Annotated in this window: 15 protein-coding genes; 8 read left to right on the top strand and 7 right to left on the bottom strand. The window is 57.5% G+C overall.

What is annotated here, in order from left to right:
- The first annotated feature begins 229 nt into the window (after nucleotides 1–229).
- A complete protein-coding gene (locus AC5ZG5_RS43900) occupies nucleotides 230–439 on the top strand; it encodes a hypothetical protein (RefSeq protein ID WP_456646841.1) in 210 nt (69 codons plus the stop codon).
- A 502-nt stretch (nucleotides 440–941) separates the two neighbouring features.
- Here AC5ZG5_RS43900 and AC5ZG5_RS43895 read toward each other — a convergent pair.
- Nucleotides 942–2,369 carry a DUF1521 domain-containing protein gene (locus AC5ZG5_RS43895; RefSeq protein ID WP_456646840.1) on the bottom strand — a complete coding sequence of 476 codons (1,428 nt, stop codon included), beginning with the start codon at nucleotides 2,367–2,369 and terminating at the stop codon, nucleotides 942–944.
- Nucleotides 2,370–3,340: 971 nt separating this feature from the next.
- Between AC5ZG5_RS43895 and AC5ZG5_RS43890 the strand changes: the two genes are divergently transcribed.
- The 7 genes from AC5ZG5_RS43890 (at nucleotide 3,341) to AC5ZG5_RS43860 (ending at nucleotide 8,619) form a co-directional block, all read left to right on the top strand.
- Nucleotides 3,341–3,619 carry a hypothetical protein gene (locus tag AC5ZG5_RS43890; RefSeq protein ID WP_456646839.1) on the top strand — a complete coding sequence of 93 codons (279 nt, stop codon included), beginning with the start codon at nucleotides 3,341–3,343 and terminating at the stop codon, nucleotides 3,617–3,619.
- A gap of 47 nt (nucleotides 3,620–3,666) precedes the next feature.
- Nucleotides 3,667–3,873, top strand: a complete 207-nt coding sequence (locus tag AC5ZG5_RS43885; protein ID WP_456646838.1) for a hypothetical protein — start codon at nucleotides 3,667–3,669, stop codon at nucleotides 3,871–3,873.
- Between the two features lie 119 nt (nucleotides 3,874–3,992).
- Nucleotides 3,993–4,877: a SctD/MshK family protein gene (locus AC5ZG5_RS43880; protein ID WP_456646837.1), complete on the top strand. Its 885-nt coding sequence runs from the start codon at nucleotides 3,993–3,995 to the stop codon at nucleotides 4,875–4,877.
- Between the two features lie 30 nt (nucleotides 4,878–4,907).
- Nucleotides 4,908–5,435, top strand: a complete 528-nt coding sequence (locus AC5ZG5_RS43875; RefSeq protein ID WP_028168940.1) for a hypothetical protein — start codon at nucleotides 4,908–4,910, stop codon at nucleotides 5,433–5,435.
- 1 nt (nucleotide 5,436) lies between these two features.
- Nucleotides 5,437–5,865, top strand: coding sequence for a tetratricopeptide repeat protein (locus AC5ZG5_RS43870; RefSeq protein WP_456646836.1), 429 nt, complete (start codon nucleotides 5,437–5,439; stop codon nucleotides 5,863–5,865).
- A gap of 11 nt (nucleotides 5,866–5,876) precedes the next feature.
- A complete protein-coding gene (gene sctV, locus AC5ZG5_RS43865; protein ID WP_456646835.1) occupies nucleotides 5,877–7,994 on the top strand; it encodes a type III secretion system export apparatus subunit SctV in 2,118 nt (705 codons plus the stop codon).
- 190 nt (nucleotides 7,995–8,184) lie between these two features.
- The gene (locus AC5ZG5_RS43860) at nucleotides 8,185–8,619 is read left to right on the top strand and encodes a tetratricopeptide repeat protein (protein ID WP_456671297.1); all 435 of its coding nucleotides are present in this window, start codon (nucleotides 8,185–8,187) and stop codon (nucleotides 8,617–8,619) included.
- 108 nt (nucleotides 8,620–8,727) lie between these two features.
- Here the strand turns inward: AC5ZG5_RS43860 and AC5ZG5_RS43855 are convergent, their stop codons facing one another.
- The 6 genes from AC5ZG5_RS43855 to AC5ZG5_RS43830 form a co-directional block, all read right to left on the bottom strand.
- Nucleotides 8,728–9,123 carry an IS4/Tn5 family transposase DNA-binding protein gene (locus AC5ZG5_RS43855; protein WP_456646833.1) on the bottom strand — a complete coding sequence of 132 codons (396 nt, stop codon included), beginning with the start codon at nucleotides 9,121–9,123 and terminating at the stop codon, nucleotides 8,728–8,730.
- Nucleotides 9,124–10,061: 938 nt separating this feature from the next.
- On the bottom strand, nucleotides 10,062–10,481 hold the full coding sequence (locus tag AC5ZG5_RS43850) for a DUF7694 domain-containing protein (RefSeq protein WP_456646832.1): 420 nt from the start codon (nucleotides 10,479–10,481) through the stop codon (nucleotides 10,062–10,064).
- The gene (locus tag AC5ZG5_RS43845) at nucleotides 10,478–10,654 is read right to left on the bottom strand and encodes a hypothetical protein (RefSeq protein ID WP_456646831.1); all 177 of its coding nucleotides are present in this window, start codon (nucleotides 10,652–10,654) and stop codon (nucleotides 10,478–10,480) included. The genes AC5ZG5_RS43850 and AC5ZG5_RS43845 overlap by 4 nt, the downstream gene beginning before the upstream one ends.
- 1,366 nt (nucleotides 10,655–12,020) lie before the next feature.
- On the bottom strand, nucleotides 12,021–12,896 hold the full coding sequence (locus AC5ZG5_RS43840) for a host specificity protein (RefSeq protein ID WP_456646830.1): 876 nt from the start codon (nucleotides 12,894–12,896) through the stop codon (nucleotides 12,021–12,023).
- Nucleotides 12,897–13,863: 967 nt separating this feature from the next.
- Nucleotides 13,864–14,691: a YopT-type cysteine protease domain-containing protein gene (locus tag AC5ZG5_RS43835; protein WP_456646829.1), complete on the bottom strand. Its 828-nt coding sequence runs from the start codon at nucleotides 14,689–14,691 to the stop codon at nucleotides 13,864–13,866.
- Between the two features lie 150 nt (nucleotides 14,692–14,841).
- A complete protein-coding gene (locus tag AC5ZG5_RS43830; RefSeq protein ID WP_456646828.1) occupies nucleotides 14,842–15,021 on the bottom strand; it encodes a hypothetical protein in 180 nt (59 codons plus the stop codon).
- Between the last annotated feature and the right edge of the window lie 2,775 nt (nucleotides 15,022–17,796).

Genomic DNA, 17,796 nt, shown 5'->3' with positions numbered 1-17,796 from the left:
AAGGTGGACTTCTCTTGCTTCGGGTATCATCCATATCTTGAATCACGACTCACGATCCAAGAAAAGTGGGTACTAGCTTTTCTTCGGCAGAGCGCCGACGCCGCACCTGACGGAAGCATCGATGCGGTCTCCCATGGCTCATCATGAAGCGCCCTGAGCCTCGTCAGCTTCTCGAAAGCTAACGCTGCTAGCATCAGAGAATGGGTTATCAACAGGCGATGTTACGAAGATGAACGCAGGTGCACCCGATATCGGAGCCACGGGAAGCAATAACGGCGCGAATGTTGACGGAACCGAGGGGGGCGATGACGCCAACTCGCAGGCCACGCAACAACGCAAAGCTTTCGAAATGGCTCTTGGCATGATCGCAATGCGAATTGTCAACGACGCGCAGGCCGATTTCGACTCTGCCATGGACGATACAGAAGAGGATGTTTGAGTCGGGTCCGCCGAGTCGGCAATAGCGAGCCGTAAATGGCACATCCAAACAACGGTGAGAAGAGATGAAAGAGAGGAACTTCTCCGCAGCTGAACGATCCGCACCTCAATGGTTCCTGGTTTTCAGATCGGTTGCGGTAAGTTGGCGTTACAGTCCTTAGGGTTCTTCTCGCTCCGGCCACTCCGGTCAGCCGTCTCTCGGTAGCCCAAGACATCTCGCTCGTATGTCGAACGGACTCGCCTCGCTTGGGCCAATCGCGCATCTACAAACCCGCAGGCCATAAAGGTGTCTTATAGGCGAGACGCCCCCACGCATCCGTGTCGTGCCTTCGTTGCCGACTGTTAGCGGCAGAGATATGACAGCCCGATCATCGAAAACGTGAGAGCGCGGCTAATGCATAGATAGCGCCAAGCGAGGCGCTTCCCTGCGCGCCCGCGGTGAGAAGAATGGGAGCGGGCGACAGCGCCCGCTCCCCTTTTCTTGAACTGCGCTCAGATCGGCCTCACCCCGCGGCCTGCTCATTGGCGTCGATGCTCGCCTGGTTGACCTCCCATCCGGATCTATCGACCCACCCTTGACCATGCTCATATATCGTCTGTGCACCATCCGATGTCAGCTGATCGAGGGTTCGGCCAGCATTGGACTGCGTCACTTTCAGATTGTTGGCACCATCCTTGTCGTCACCGAGCCCCTCGACAACCATGGCGTTGTCGCCGTTCGTGATGGTGAGCTTGGACGAAATGGTTTTGCCCTTTCCGTAGTCGACGGTATCGACGGTGATCTTCGTGCCATCGTCGAGTTGCAGGGTCATGCCTTTCTTGAAATCAAAGTCGTCCTTGCCGTCTCCATTAGCATCGACATGAGGGTCTCCATGAATCTTGGAGACATGGCCGGTTTCGTTGTTGCGAACGGTCCAGGTACCATCCTTCTCGTCGGCGGTGATTGTATACTTCTCGCCAAGGTGAATCGTTGCCTTGCCGTCATGGACCTCATGCGACCACATCGGAGCTGGTTTAGGTGGCGGGCTCTGGTTCGTCGCAACTGGGATCATCGATGGAGGCGGCGGAGGAGGAACAAAAACTGGAGTGTAGTAGTACAACGGAGCAGCAAGCGAGGCAGGAGTGTACTGGGACTGGGAGCCGCTGCCCGGCGCACGCCCCGCTTCACCAGCATCGATACTGGCCTGATCCACCTCGCGCCCGGCGCCGTCGACCCAACCCTGACCTTGCTCATGGATCGTTTGTGAACCATCGGGTGTCAGCTCATCGAGAGTGAGGCCGGCGTTGGACTGCGTCACCTTCAGATTGTTGGCACCATCCTTGTCGTCACCGAGCCCCTCGACAACCATGGCGTTGCTACCATTCGTGATGGTGAGCTTGGACGAAATGCTCTTGCCGTTGCCGTAGTCGGCCGTATCCACGGTGATCTTCGTGCCATCGTCGAGTTGCAGGGTCATGCCCTTCTTGAAGTCGAAATCGTCCTTGCCGTCCCCATTAGCATCGACATGCGGATCGCCATGAATCTTCGAGACATGGCCGGTTTCATTGTTCCGAACGGTCCAGGTGCCATCCTTCTCGTCCGCCGTGATTGTATATTTATCGCCAAGGTGGATGGTGGCCTTGCCGTCATGAACCTCATGCGTCCAGACCGGATCAATTGAGGACGACGAGCTCTGGTTCTGGGCGACCGACGCGAACTGGGGAGGCGGCGGCGGGGCGAGAAGGGTTGGAGCAACGTAGGCCGGATTGAGGACGGCGGGTGCGACGAGAGCCGAAGTATTTACCGGGAGGTATTGGTAGGCCCCCACCGGGACGCCGACGGCGCCGGCGTACTGCCCCAACACCACGTTGAACATTGGAACGGCGGGCGCACCTTCAGGCACTAGCCCCACCGCCGGATTGGAACCGCCCACTACGGGAAGATACGGCATTTTCATTCACTCCTATTGCATTGAAGGCAGCGACAGACTGTGAGGACCACCCGCACAATCAACTTGGCACGTTGCGCCAAGGCCCTTCAAAACCAATCCCACGCCACGGCCAGCAGCACGCGCTCTCGCGTTTCTTGTTGCGGGTGACAACAGTCTTGATCGGCGGACCACTTCTCTTAACCCCTTGCCGCATGGCAATTCGGGACTCTCACGTCGAGCGTAACCAAGTCGCAGGAAATGTATCCGGAGTACCTGTCTAAAAGCTGACGATAGGATGATCGTCCACCAGCACATCCGCTTGCGTATCGCCTGAACTAACGCTGAGAGCTTGCGACCGCAACGAAACGCTCTTCATGATGGGCGGCGGAACACGACATCTTGGGACGCGCGGAGGGCGAGCATCCACGATCTCTGAAGAACTTCGGCCGAGCCTCTCGCGTGAATGCTCGAGGCGGTCTTTAGGCGCCTCGGACGGCCATGTTCGGTACAGACATCGCTTCGAAACTGATTTCGCTCGAGTCTTGAGACCAGGCACTTGCACACGTACGCCGCAGTCGATTTGTCTACCACTTGATTGCTCGAGGCAAGCGCCACGGCAGATATCTTAAGGACGTTGTGCACGGCGCTTCATGAGCACCAGGCGATCCAGCTTTGCAGTCGAGCTGCTCGGAACCATGCTCGTTGGACCGACAGCTGGCACAGCTCATACGCCAGCAACGAGTTGCAACCGCTCAAGCTTTGAAGTGCAAGACGTACGGCGTCTTGCGCGACAACATCGGCTGAAGCGAGAGTACCGACACATTTTCCGATGAAAGATAAATTTGGCGACATCGACTCATTCCTCGGCCTTTCGAAGGCTCGTCAGCTTCTTGAAAGGTAATGCTCCTAGGATGTCAGCGCTGATCTCTAGGCGAGGAGTCGTCTATTGACCGTAATGGAGATGAAGATAGGAGAATGCGATGATTGGAGAAATGATCGGAAGCGCGGCTGGTGGATACCTCGGTGGACCGCCGGGCGCGGCGATTGGCGCCGCTGTCGGTGGGGTACTCGACAAAGCTTTCGAGAAGGTTATTCACAAATTGGAGCCGGAGAAGGTTGATGATGACAAGGTCGCCAAGGACAATGGCCCTGCCGCAGGAAGCAAGCCGCAGTTCAACCACGGCAACGGCGAATTGACTCTCTCGAATGACGCGCCAAGCGCACATGTCATGATTGCATTTCCTGCCCTCGTCACGCCAGCTGCGGCGTGAGGCAGGTGATCAGTAACAGTAACTTCCAAACAGAAAGGTGACTCGATATGGTTTCTCCCGTTGGTGGTTCCCCCGCCGGATCTGAACTCGCGGCGAATCAGCAAGCCGGTGCTACCGGGGCCGGCGATTTCGCAGCGCAGCTCGCCGAGCTGGAGCGTGTCAGCAAACAGGCTCAGGCCAACAGCATCGTGATGCGCAGAATTACGACCGAGCTCTCGTCCGAAAAGAAGGTTGCCGACGAGCGCGTTAGCTAGCGCTGCAAGAGGGAGGCTCACGGCCGACTCTTTTCGCGTGCGGCTCCATAGCTTGACGAACTCGGAACCAGCCGTACGGCAACGCCGTACGGCTTCTCTCGTTTCTCAGGAGAATCTCCGTGAATGAACCGGCTTCCGTTCATTTCGAAGTGCTATCAGGGCCTTATTCTGGGGTGAGTGGTGAAGCGCCGGTCGGAACGAGTCTTATCGGAAGTGGCCTCGATGCTGATATCGTCTTCGTCGAACAGGGGCTCGAGCCCAATCACTTCCGTCTCACCCCCCTGCACGGTTCGATTGAGATCGAGGCCCTAACAGCCGGAGTCAGCATAGAGGGAAAGGGAGATATTGCCGTAGGCAAGCGGGTTGTTATTTCTCTTCCTGCTGTCATTCATGCGGGCACGATGTCCATTCGTTGCACACAGGATTCGGCACGAGGATCAATCGGCCTATCGCGTCTTTCGATAATCGCAGTCTCGTTGGTCTTGCTGAGCTCTGTCGGGATCGCCACTCTCGCAATCAGCTTCCTGTTTGACGGCAGTGCTGCAGTGAGCCCCGATGCGCCCCCTGGCGCCCCACTTCCAGCCAAGCTGACGCTCAACGGTCCTGATGATCGCCCCCTCGATGCAGCCGCCGAACTGCTGCAAGAGGAGGTGAACAAAGCGGGACTTCTCAATATCAAAATCGCGCCTGGACCAGGTGTAGTCAGCGCGGAGGGCACCGTTACGCCTGCGTTAGTCACTAGGTGGCAGGAGGTTCAGCGCTGGTTCGATCAGCATACGAACGGCTCGCTGACACTCGTAAACGGGGTGATCGTAAAGGAGGATAAGCCCCCCTCCTCAATAGCTGTCCAGGCGGTGTGGCGCGGAGCCCACCCCTATCTTCTTATTGGCGGCCAAAAATACTTCGTGGGGGCGCTGTTGAATGATGGATGGACGGTGGATCGAATCGAGGCGGGACGCGTACTGCTTAGCCGGAATGGACGACTTGCTGCTCTCCCCTATTAGAGCTCCAGTACCGCAGGAAAGGAGAATGTCATGACCAAGCTGCCGCAGCATCCTGTCGGATTTGGCACCTCTTCGCAAAGGCTCAACACCCAAGACCATGAGCCAGCGAACAAGCCGGCCCTCCCTCAAGTCCATCATTTAGAGATCGATCGCACTGATGGCGGCGGCGAGAACAGGCACGGGTCGATTTGGCCGGATACTGAGGCTCCCGATCTGTCAATCGAGGCCTCGCTTGAGGTCGACGATATCGATGCCGTCTCGCGTGTCAGTCTCAACGAGAGGCGCGTCCCGATCGCTGAGATCGACCCCCGTGCGGCACTCGCTTCACTTTATGGCCGCAATCTCGCGACAGGTCTGCTCTCCTTCGTCACACCACGCCTGCGTGATCCGGACGTGCTGCGAGCAGAGAAGCACGGTGTTCTCCTGGAGCGCTTGGCCGACCGGCTATGGGCCGGAGCGGAGAACTCGGTGGCGCGCGAAGGGATCGACGCACTGCAGCAGGAGCTCCGCCGGCTGATCCTGCTCCGGCAGAACCAGAACAGCTTGATCAAGGGCTAGCATGGTCAATTCGGGCGGATCGCACCTCGCCAGTCCACCCTCGCCGGCCGAAGCTATCAAAACCGGCGATGTCTTGCCAATCTCCGGGCAAGAGCGCGATTTGGTCTGCGCAATATCCTTCGTCCACCTTGCGTGTGGACAGAGCGCACGAGCTCTCGCTCTGTTGCGGCTCTTTACCCATGAGGATTCGCAAGACGTCGACCTGCTTCGCATTCTTACCTATGCTCTCATCTCGGAGGGCTTTGGCGATGAAGCACTTAATGTGCTGGATAGACTCGACATGCTTGATGAGGAGCCCTCTTCGCGTCTGCCCTTGACGCTTCTGCGCAGTCACGCGCTACGACGCGCCGGCCGTATGGACGAGGCGCGGGCGGTCTTCAAAGATTATGTATCCTTGCGTGGCAGGACAGCGCCAACGGAACAACAATAAGAAGGCTCTTCATGGCACACCTTCTTCGTAAGCTTATCGTGCGCGCGCCATTCCACGCGGACTTCATGGTCGCGTTCATGCTGCTTCTGGCAATCGGAATGATGATCATGCCGATCCCGATCGTCGTGATCGATATGCTGATCGGCTTCAATCTGGGTTTTGCCGTTCTGTTGCTGATGGTTGCTCTCTATCTCAGTACGCCACTGGATTTTTCATCCTTGCCGGGCGTCATCCTGATCTCTACCGTCTTTCGTCTGGCGCTGACCATCGCGACAACGCGGCTGATCCTCGCTGAAGGAGACGCCGGCAGCATCATTCACACCTTCGGTGAGTTCGTGATATCGGGGAACATCGCTGTCGGCATTGTTATATTTCTGATCGTGACCATGGTGCAGTTCATGGTTCTCGCGAAGGGAGCCGAGCGCGTCGCTGAAGTCTCCGCACGATTCACCCTCGACGCACTGCCAGGCAAGCAGATGGCTATCGACGCGGAGCTACGCAACGGTCATATCGATCAGCACGACGCACGCAGCCGGCGAGCCTCACTGGAGCGGGAAAGTCAACTTCATGGTGCGATGGATGGCGCCATGAAGTTCGTCAAAGGCGATGCCATCGCCGGACTCATAGTCATCTGCATCAACATGCTCGGAGGAATTAGCATCGGACTGCTCTCGAAGGGCATGTCCATTGATGAGGCGTTGCATCAATATACGCTGCTCACCATCGGCGACGCGCTGATTTCTCAGATTCCGGCGCTCCTGCTGTCGGTTACGGCTGCAACCATCGTCACACGTGTAAATGGGCCCTCCAAGCTCAAGCTTGGTGCCGATATCATCAACCAACTCACGGCCAGTACCCCGGCATTGCGGCTGGCAGCCGGCGTCTTACTTCTCATGGGGCTGATACCTGGTTTCCCCTTGCCCCCGTTTCTCATGCTGGCTGCAGTTTTTGCCGGGGTGAGCTATGTCAAGGGCGGTGTGCAAGGCGCGAACACCGGCTCTAAGACGGCCGCCAACGTTAGTGCTCCGACTACGAGTCCAGCGCAGGCTCAAAAGCAAACCATACCTGCGGAGGCGCTTCCGGTCGCGCTATTCGTTGCGCCGAACCTGATAAATGCGATTGACAAAGAGGAAGTTGGGCAGCACATCGCGCGCATTTCGGCATTGGTCTCAGCCGATCTTGGCATCACGATTCCCCGCATTCCAGTCCAGGTGGATCCACGTTTGGCCCAGTCCGAGTTCAGGCTGGATGTGGAAGGGGTACCGGTTGAACGGGATCGAGTCGACCCGACGCAGCTCGCCCTCACCGACGACCGAGCGAACATTGAATTGAGCGGCATCCCGTATCGGCAAGATCCAGATACTGGCCGGATCTGGATCGAACAGAGCCATGCACCGGCTCTCAAAGCGGCCGGGATCGGGCATCACCGTCCGAGCGAAATCATCGCCTTGCGCGTCAGTTCCGTACTAAGGCGATATGCGCAGCGCTTGGTCGGCATTCAAGAGACGCGACAATTGCTCGCCCGGATGGAGCAGGAATATACTGATCTGGTGAAGGAAGTGCTACGAACGACTCCAGTTCCCCGGATCGCCGAGGTCCTGCGTCGTCTGCTCGACGAGGGCATCCCGATTCGTAACACCCGCCTGGTCTTGGAAGCGTTCGCCGAATGGAGCGAACGCGAGCAAAACGCTGTCCTGCTCACCGAATACGTCCGCTCCGGCCTGAAACGGCAAATCTGCTATCGCTACGCCAACGCTCACCGTGTTCTGCCCGCCTTTATCATCGAACGTGAAACTGAGGATGTGATTCGCAGTGCGGTGCGAGAAACTGCCGTCGGGCCATACCTCGCGCTGGAGGACCGGCAGAGCGAGATGTTGTTGTCGCAACTGCGTCAGATTCATTCAGGCATGCCACCAGGTCAGAGCCAGCCCGTCATCCTGAGTTCGCTGGATATCCGGCGCTTCGTCCGCGGCTTTCTCACCCGCAACGGGATCGATCTTCCTGTTCTGTCCTATCAGGATCTCGCCTCCGATTTCACGGTCCAGCCGGTGGGCTCGCTCAAGCTTACAGGTCCCAAGGAAAAAGCTCCGGCAGGAGACCAACGCAGCCAGCTCGCCACAGCCGGCTAACAGCGCACAGCAGTCGGTCGTGACAATGGACAGCATGAATTCACCTGCGAGAACATCCGCTGCTCGATGGTATGCGTTCCATCCGCCCTCGGGCTTAACTCTCCTCGCCTTGTTCGCGATTCTTGTGGTTGGAGGTTGCACCAGCTCGGATCACCCAGCCATCTCAGTACAAGCGACGCCGCGGCCAGAGTTGCTCGGCGCCAAGGACATCGATCCTGCTATGCGCGAGCGCATTGCGCACGCCCTCCTCCGGGTTACCGACGAGGAGAGTTTGCGCGAGGCTCTGAAGCAAGAACCAGACAATGTCGATGCGGCAATCTCACTTACGCAGACCCTTCTGGCACAGAAACGCGCGGGTGAGGCGCTTAAGGTAGCCGACAAGATCTTGCTTACAGCCCCTGGTGACTTGCGTGCCCTGAACGCAAAGGGGGTGGTCCTCGACGCCGAGGGGCGCCATGATGAGGCCCAAGCGCTATATCGGCAGGCTCTCGCAGCCGCCCCAGGCAATCAGATGTTGCGCAACAATCTTGGCCTATCGCTCGCACTTGCCGGGAAAGCAGACAGCGGGAACTCCAGCCTCCAACAGCTTTCGCACGAACGACGTGCGCTGGCAGAACAGCCGTAGCATACGCTTACGGTACAACCTGACTTGCAAGACGCCCGACAACCTGCAGTCAGCTTTTCGTCAGGAAAGCTGGCTATCAAGCCCCGCTCGGCCTTAGCAGGTTGACACTCAATACAGCTTTCGCAGATAGGAGCGCGACGTCCATGTACAATCGAATAAATGCCTCATCCAGCTTTCCATGGATGGGCAATTCACAAGAACGAGACCTTCAGTGGCAGCGGCACGATCACGTGTCGATTGGAAATGGCCGGCCAGAATGTCCGCTTCGCTGACCCGGTCATTGGAGAAGAAGCGGTAGGCTGCCTTGGTATTCGCCCAATCCTGGCAGACGAGCGGAATGCTTTGTCCCATGGCGCTTCCAATCTGCGTGAGCAGTTTGCGGAATCTGTCGCCGAGCCGCGCGTCCCTAAACTCGCATCCACTACTCTCTCGATCAATCCAACATTCACCTTCCAAAGACCGCAAACAGCCTTTTGCCGATCGATCCCTTAGTCTCAGCCCCATAAAGCACCCTCTCGCGAATCAGGTGCTCAGAAAGGAATCACAAGTGATTCTTTCGATTCAAGATTTCGCCGATCAGCGGATCAACCCGAGTGGTCAAAGTTATGGGTAATTGAAAGCCTCACCGGACGGATACCAATTAGGCCGCCAGTAGATTGAGGTCTGGCTGTTTTACGGCCAAATCCCTAGCTTGCGTTGATAGGTGCACTGTTCCGGTTGCCCTCGAGACCGCCGCGGCTCGCGCGCATTCTCGATTTTCTAGCGCAATGCCCAAAGGTGGGCACGGCACTGAGAGCATGCCGAGTGATTTCGTGCCCTCCTACGCAGCGTTGAAGCATGGGCCCCTTTTCAACTCTCTTCCGTTCCGAGATGCTCGTAGAAGGTCTCACGCGCCTCTCTCAGGAAGAAGACCTCGCGCAACCAAGTGCGCCCACGGCCATTGTCTCCTTCTCGCATGTGGGCAATCGCCGAGTTCCATGGCGGGAATGTCTTCAGCTTTGGCTTGAAAGCGGTTTGGTTCGCCTCGCGTCAACGGATTTCTCCAGCTGCACTGGCCAAAAACGCCGCCTCACCTGAACCAGCAGCAATAGGCAACCAATGAGACTTATGACGGTAAGGGCCATCATCAAGAGGCAGGCGACGCAGCACAAGGCGGCTATGTCACACGCCGATCGCAACCAGCACGGCACCCAATCGAGCCGTACCATATTCTCCATAGAGCCAGACATATTCGTTTCGGTGGGTGATAAGTGCTTACTGCCGATTGGCGGCTCAACACTTAAGCAACGTACCTGACGTCAGTCTGACGAGCGTCGCTCGGAGCGGATTTTGCTTTGCCTTTTCTCATCGGCGCAGCTACGAGCTTTGCTCGTCATGCCGAAGATGTCTGGACATGCTCACGCACGCCTGCGGGCATCGCTACACCTTCGGCGACGGGGCTTTCACAACAGCGCTCTCATCCGTTCAAATAGGATTGCCGCTTCCGATGGCCCGAGCCCGACGAGGCCGACAAAGCTCGTTGGTGGCATCGGAATTTCTTGACGAGTCGGCTTCCAGAGATGCAGGCAATACCGGCTGTTATTCACGTATTGCGAATGAGGTGGGTGCAGCTGCATCACGCACTCCTCTTCATCCCAAAACAGGTCTTTGACGAAGCACATCTCTTCCCAGTTCGGACAACGTCTAGGCGTCGAGATGGAGACATGCTCCCACCCTGGGCGAACAAATCCGACTATCCTGAGTTTGCAGCCACAAGGCCCCTGAACAAAAAACAGGCCGCAAGGACCTGATCCCGGCGCGCTAGCAAATTCGCCGTATCGCACGCGGCCGGCCTCCAGTTTTTCAAGAACTTGTGCTCTCACGTCCCCTCCTTTGCCTCGCGAATGCCTTTGAAATCGACGTAGACCACCTTGTTCTCTGGCTCCCTCGTCGCCTCCAGCCAGCGCTGCTGCGCAGCGTCCGAGTGCCATGCTCGCCCGTGCATTGTCTGCTGAAATTCGAACAAACTGCTGAGCAAACCGTAGATGTAGATCATCTCTCTTCTTCCGCTTCCAATGCCGGCAACCGGGCGCTCGGTTTTCCTTGAGCCGGTAAAGCACCTCCACTGCGAGGCCCGGACAAGCTTTCCAAAGGATGCTTTCTAACCTGCAATTTTGGTTTCAGCACCAGACCTTTGCTTTTCTACCTCACCACATCCCTAATCGTTCCCGCAGCATGCCGCGAAGCTGCGACCGAGGGCTCGCCTCGCGACGAGCCTAGGGATCTGTCGGCCGCGCACCGTCGGAAACGGCTCCTCTTCCACTAAAGTCACGGCCAGGCTACGGAGTGAGCCGCGTCAAGGCCCACGTAATAGGCCACCGTTTCAAAGCTTGACCCCGTGCTGGTCAAGGTCATCAAATTTAGGATTCTGATTGCCAATCGTGGCGAGATCGATCACGGCGAAGAAGCTTTCGCACGTTCACCAAGCATCTCGCCATCTTGCACCATGAGTCTCAAATCGGCCCAGGCCTTCAGAAGGCAGTTCGCTGTGCGACTTTCTATCGACTGATCTCTCATCATCGCTGCTGCCAAGAACGGGGTATGCCAGGCGACACTTCACCATCATGCTCTTTGAGACACTGATTGGGGTTATCCCGCGAACGGCCGATGTGGCTCCCATCACGCGCGGGTGTTTTTTCATCGATATAGAGCCAGACTGCTTCCATCGCTTGCTCCTCAGATACCCTTCCGCACCACCACAATGGGCCATGGTCTGTGCCTGCCGTCTTCGTCGATGATCGTCAGGCGGAAGTCCATAGCGCGCCGGCTTAATGTCATTGAAGCGCAGATCGCATAGGCGACCGCGACATTCGGCTTGGCCCGTTGCTCGGTCAGGGGGGCACACCTCAATAGATCGTCCCGCCAAGCGCCCTGCAAGAATCACGCAACTGGCCCAATCGGCTCATCATATGATTCGACATGCGCCAACCAGGACAGCTGTACCAGTCTCAGATCACTTCGTGACCGCGCGTGTAGGATGCTGCTTACACAAAAGCTCCCGGTTGCCACTAAACGCCAGCTTGAATACGCCATTCAAAGACGATGAAAACAACTTGATGATCAATCACGATAAGCATCAAGAATCGTTTGGCCACTTCGTCGGCGCTGCGCACGATGCTTGTGGAGCGTTCAAATCCCAGAGAATTGCCAATGACCCAAAAGGCAGCTCAGAGCAGCTGACTAGCAATTCAAAGAAGTTGCTCTGCCTGCGAATTCGGGAACCGCCGCCGCTTCTAATTTATTTCTGCTCGCGCGCCGCAACGAGAGCACACCCGCGCGTGCCGGGTGCTCCCGTTGCAGCGTCGCTTTGGCCCCGGTGCATGCCGGTATGAGAAGTCAAGCTGCACCCGGCGCGACTTCTGCTAGCCGGTCCCCGGGCCTAAATTGAGCCGGTCGAAGTACCAAGAAGGATCGTCCCCAGACGAATCCGTTTCGATGTATTCTTCGCCCGAATATTCCTCGACACTTCCTTCGTTTTCCTCATCGCTACTCTCAGCTTTGGAGAGATATAGGCGAGGCTTGTCCACCCGCTGCCATTTTCCCTCCTCGTTCAGCGTCCACTTGTCGGGATGCTGCCTAGGGTCAAGCACATATTCATTGTCATCTTCATTGTCACCAACACGAACAAAACCCATCTGCTCTAGACGGGGCTTCACCTCATCCGTGGCAGGACGCGACATGACCAACGCCCGCTTACCGTCAAGCCGAAGTTGGTGTTCCAGCAGAACATCGCCTGCGTTCTCAACGAGCGGATGAGTAACCCGGAGATCGACAACGGACGAGACGTGTTTCCGCCCAGGAAAGTGCTGCTCCCACGCCTCTCCTCCCATGCGACGTCGACCTTCGGTTTTTAGAAGCCCGACACTCTTGTCACCCAATTGATAGCTGAAATATCGCGCCTGGTCCGAATCCTGTACGGTGGATCCGGCTCTGGCGACCATCGCTGTGCGCTCAGCTTTTTCGGAAACGAAATCCGAGTACTCTTGCGGATTATCGGCTATGTGCTTGATGTCGTTACCATAGAAATTTCTCAGTTCTTGCCTGAACGACTCCCTGTCGATCTCATCGATGGGAGGTTCTGAAACGAGGGAGTACGGCCGTGCCACCCCCGAGGAGGAACCAGGCGCCGTGTCTGCAAGCGTTTCGGTAAACCTCCCGCCATCTGCTGACAGCTCCGATTCATCGGCTTGGCTCGCGCTTGGAAATTGGCTGGAAGAACCAGTGATTCTGTTATACACGACGTTTGGTCTCCTATCGCAAAAGTTGCACCGTACTGGCCTGCTCGAGTCCTGTGGACAGTGATAGGCGCGCGAGCTGACAATAAGCTGACGCAGAGGGGGCGCGGTGCTCACGCTTTGCAAGGCGAGGGGCAGCGCATTTTCCCCGCGGCTGGCCTTTTCTACGGCTATGCTTATTCCGCTTCGCGGCTAAGGTGCCATACCTTGTTACGCGAGCGAGCCGAGATCTCGGGTTCTTTAGAAGAATTACAGCCCTACCCTTGATATTGCCGCGGCCCACCATCACAACACCGTTTCACAGCTTTCCGGCCTCGATGATGCGGCCCTCGCTTGCTGATTTCAAGGCGATGCAGAACTTGCCGGCCGCGGACTTTGGTGGGGTAGCTAGGTTGAGCCACGGCTTTATCGTGGTTTCATTCGGTTGCAGCGGCGTCCGCCCGGCTGTTCAGACGATGCAAGCGCGCATCTTTAAGGAGGTCCGACGTGTAACCTCTATTCCGTTACGACCAACCAGTCGGCCATCGCCCTGACGGCTTCGCGTGATCGATCGCTATGTCGGCGACCTGCCGGCGATGACAGGCGCATTAGCCGGTGATCCGGCATCGGTCGCAACACGGATACCCGGCTTGAGATGCTGCTGAACACCTGTGGCGTCCGACGTTCACGGAGCGCACATTCTGATGTGCAGGGCCTCGTTCAACTCGATCGCCAATCGTCCTCCACGAGACATCCCGTGTCGCCCGCTCCGTCAGCAGTCTCGCGGAACACCTCGCATCAGAAGTAGGAGCCGACTGGTCAGGTTGACCCCGCTTGGAGCATCTTTGGCGGCCGAGATCCGGGACATCCTCGACCACCTTGAGGCGGCCACGACGGCCCCAAGGGGACAACAGCCGGAATAGCCAATGTCAGCACGACCGACTCGTTCGCCACGAGAAGGCATTAGTCGCCAGCGGCCTTCAGGCCCGACTCAGTACATCTTTTGTGTGGTGACTGTCGATAAATGCCGCCCGTTGGGAGGATTCCTGTAACGATTGGCGAGGCTTTGGAACAATGACCCCATCTGGTCTGATGGAACAGTAAATTCTCCATAGTTAGGGTCGAAGAGCGTGGTTGTTCCATTCGACGCCGACGTCGCAACTGTGTGTGCGCCGCCTTCGGCGAAATACAAACTCAGCAAATACTTCGATCCGTCGTCGGTAATTTTGTCCAGCACGAGCGAGAACCTCGAGGGCTCGCCAAATCCGTATTTCTTCTCTCTTCCGGACGGTGCCAGGCCTGCTTCCCGCAAAATGGTGTTCTGTGCCTCAAGGTCGGCCTGAGAAGCTCCTGCTCCCTCACTTCGCAACCGATCCTTGAGGTCCTGATACTGCTGCTGCCGCTCAGCCGCTGAGTGGTGCCCTTCTGATCCCGGTATGAGCGCATCCATTCGGGCTGACGGGCTGCTACTCAGATTGCGGAGCCACTCCGCAGTCAGCCCAACGCAGATGCCGTCTACATTCGCCTGAGGCAATTCGACCGTCCTGTATTCAAACAGCGGCCTGGGTGGAGGGGATGTAGTGGAGCTGGAAGAGGTTGAACTGTGAAAATCTGCATCCGAGGTATGTGGCTTACTGGCGCAGAGCCCCATTTTGTCGGGCAACTCCCAGGCGAATGAAGACGTTTCGAGCTCCACGATACGAGGTTGGGAAACGAGCGAGCACGGCTGTGTTGGCGCCAATGACAAACCAGCATGGGGATCCGGCGCCGCTCGGGACGGCAGGCCCGCAAGTGTTTCGGTAAAGCTGTCGCTGTCCACCGAGTGCCTCGGTTCGTCAGGTTGGCTGGCGCGTGTGGATGAGCCACTAATTCGATTATCCATGGCGGTTTGCGTTCCCTTCGACGTAAGTCTCTCCAGAGTGCGTCGGGCTGCCTAGGCGGTGCTGCGAATGTTACTCAGACAAGCTGATCACAAGCTGACGGGCGCAGGTGTTACGCAGAGCATGAGGAAGGACCTTGCGAGCAGCGCCATATGACCCAAGCTCCGTGATGATGACGCGCGCGAGGACATCGCACTGTTCTTCAGCAGCTTGCGCAGCAGGCGCTTGGCGTCTTTACGATCCCGGCTCTGGACCAGAACATCATCCATCCCCGTCCGGGCACCTCGGCTTTCACCTCCCTCGCCCTCGTGATTGCGTGGGCATCTCGTTTGATTTTCGATTTGCAAGGCAATTGTCAGGTCACTGGCATTGCCGTCTTAAGGACACGAGACCTCCGACGTCACGTTAGTACTTGCGCTCGGCACCACCGGCTAGCGCGCGGGGCGCTTTTGGTGCTCATCACGAGTTTCTCCTTCCATTCGTTATGGCTCAAAGATGGAATGGACGTATTCGCCCAGCTCAAACGCGTTAGGCTGCCGCCTCGTGACACGTCAACACGGTCAAGCCGCTGATCACGAACGTGCCGAGATCGATGCCGCCGGTGGACTGTGAGTTCCCTATCCGCCCGAACACGATTCTGCATCTAATGGTCGCCGACTCAGCCCAGTCGGGGAGTACGCGTCAGGTCCAGCGAATCTGGGCGTCACGGTATATTCCGGAAACCGCCGATTAGATGTTATCGCTTCCACTCTTCGGCGGAGCGATATGAAATCGAACTCGCTCCTAGCAGGGCTGGCATCACCTTCTCACGTCTTATGTTCGACACGCTTGCCGCTCCGGACGCTTCAGCATGCTCACCGGGTCACACGTGATAGCAAGAGCGATCGCGAGCGCTAGCGCCGCATCGCTGTTGGCCGGCGCTGTATTGAGGAAACCCGCTGGACCGCCATGAGCTTGCGCAGCCACTCAACTGCCACAGCGTTCATGTTCGCCAGCGGATTCGCAAAAATGGGTGCTGGGGATGCGGACCGTTCAGTAAGGAACTGTGAATTGTCTGGGTAGTCCAAGCCGGCTGGGCGGGACTGCTCCCGCCCAGCCAAGTCGGCTCAGCCACCACAGAGCTCAGTCCTGACGTGTAAGCCTAACGAACCCTCCCTCCACGAGCTCGGCGTTATAAAGGTTGCCGTTGAGCGAAATGGTTGTTGGGTGGTCTGCGGTCGGCATCAGCCCCTGTTCACGTAGCTTTTCAATAAGCGCCGGGGGGGCCCATTGCTCCGGCAGAGGCCTACCATGGCGTCGGGTCTCAATGAAGAACGCTCCGAAATCTGGCGCCCCCGTCGGCCCGACTCCCAGCACTTGAGCGTCCGGTGGGTTATGAATGAAGCGTACGCGCTGAGACGGGTCCAACGCGGCCGTATAGCGGTGACCTCGGATCTCGTAGCTCACCGTCGGCTGCTCCGAGTCTGGCAGGAGGCCGAGGCGGTTCAGTCTGTCGATCATTGGGAACGGGACGGCCTGGGAGCCGTGCGAAAACATTTCAGGAGCGGCCCATGAGACATCTACCGTCTCCTCTGGCTGGCTAGATGAGGACGGCCCGGCTTCATTCATCCATTGAGTAAATAGGTCACGATCTTCTTGCGTCCACTCGTAGGAGCTTGGGGACCCTGGAGGCCCAGCACCGTCGATCCGATTGTCCATACAGCTCTCCTATTGGTTGAGAACATGGGCTTAAAACCGCCAGAGCTTTCGCTGGATTTGTCACCAGTTGACGCATCGGCGGCATCCGTGGTCAAGAGACCACGTTCTCATGTTAAGGAGCTTAGCTTTCAGGAAACTGACGAGATTCGACCGGACACAATTGTACCCACGCCCAAGTTCCCAACTCGATTGCGATGCCACCAAGCCCATCCTCGTTAAGGGCCTTTTTCGTTTACCGCTCCCTTCACTAACTCCAAACCGGGCCCGTTGGCGGTCCGCCTGCGTTGGACAAAGATTTCGTCTTTGGGGGCGATCCGATTCTGCATACTGATGCTGAGGCACCAAGGCTCCGGGCGGATTTCCTGACCATCTTCTGGACTCCGGGAATGAGATCCCTTGCCGTTAGCCCAGCAATAGAGCAGCGCGAGTCTTCGGCGACGTTGGATAGGTTTTTCTCGCCGACTTCATTGGCGTTATTGTCTCACCACGTTTCTTCTTCTTTCATTGGTCAGGTCCTGCGCCACATCTCGCTTCGGGCTCGCTTCCCGATCATTCTCGAGTGTGTCCCTCTGACGTTTGCGCCATTGTTCGTCTTGTTTCTTCCGAGCCTGGTGCTGCTTGAGTGCCCTCTCAGCGGCTTCGGGAAATTGATCTGCTTCGGCAGAGATGGTTCGGGACCAGCTGAGCCCAGGTCTATAAGATCAACTGCTCACGCCCGCTCAGGCCAATGACTCGGGTGGTGGCCAGCACTGACGCATACACGAGTAGATGGAATTGCCCGAACCGTCGCCTTGGCTACTTTGTTGCAGGCAAGGTCGCGCTGCCCCGCAGTCATCCTCGTCCTAAGTTTCGTTGTTGGGCTACATGACCGGCGCGATCGGTGTGCGGAGGCCGAGCGCGTACGATAGCCTCGATGTCGAGGCGGCTGCGTGATCCACTGGGATCAGTTCGCTCTTGATGTCGGCCCGTCTCGCCCGCGAGCAGAGATCCGGAGTGATCAACTCTCTTCGGGTGCAATGTCTCAACAATCCCGCTTGTCGTCGTACTCCGTCATGCGCGCGAGCCCTTTTTCACTACCGCATAAACCCTCGCCTAACGTGCACATATAGTTCGGCCTCTGCGTCAGCCTGCGTCAGCCTCTCGTCAGCTAGGGTTTCCTATTGACTCCTCTTGGGTTACGCGGCGCGACGCTCAGCATCCCAACTTTGCCGACAGGACAGCGAATCTGATGCATGGCCGAATCCCTGGCTCATCCAGCCAATCCACAACCGCTAGCCCGCATTTCTCACGGTGTTGAGGCGCATCGGGGCGCGAATCAGCGAAAGTTCTTTTGCGAGAAGGACTTT

This window comes from Bradyrhizobium sp. Ses1, assembly GCF_059512365.1.
This window is presented reverse-complemented; position numbering and strand designations above follow the sequence as displayed.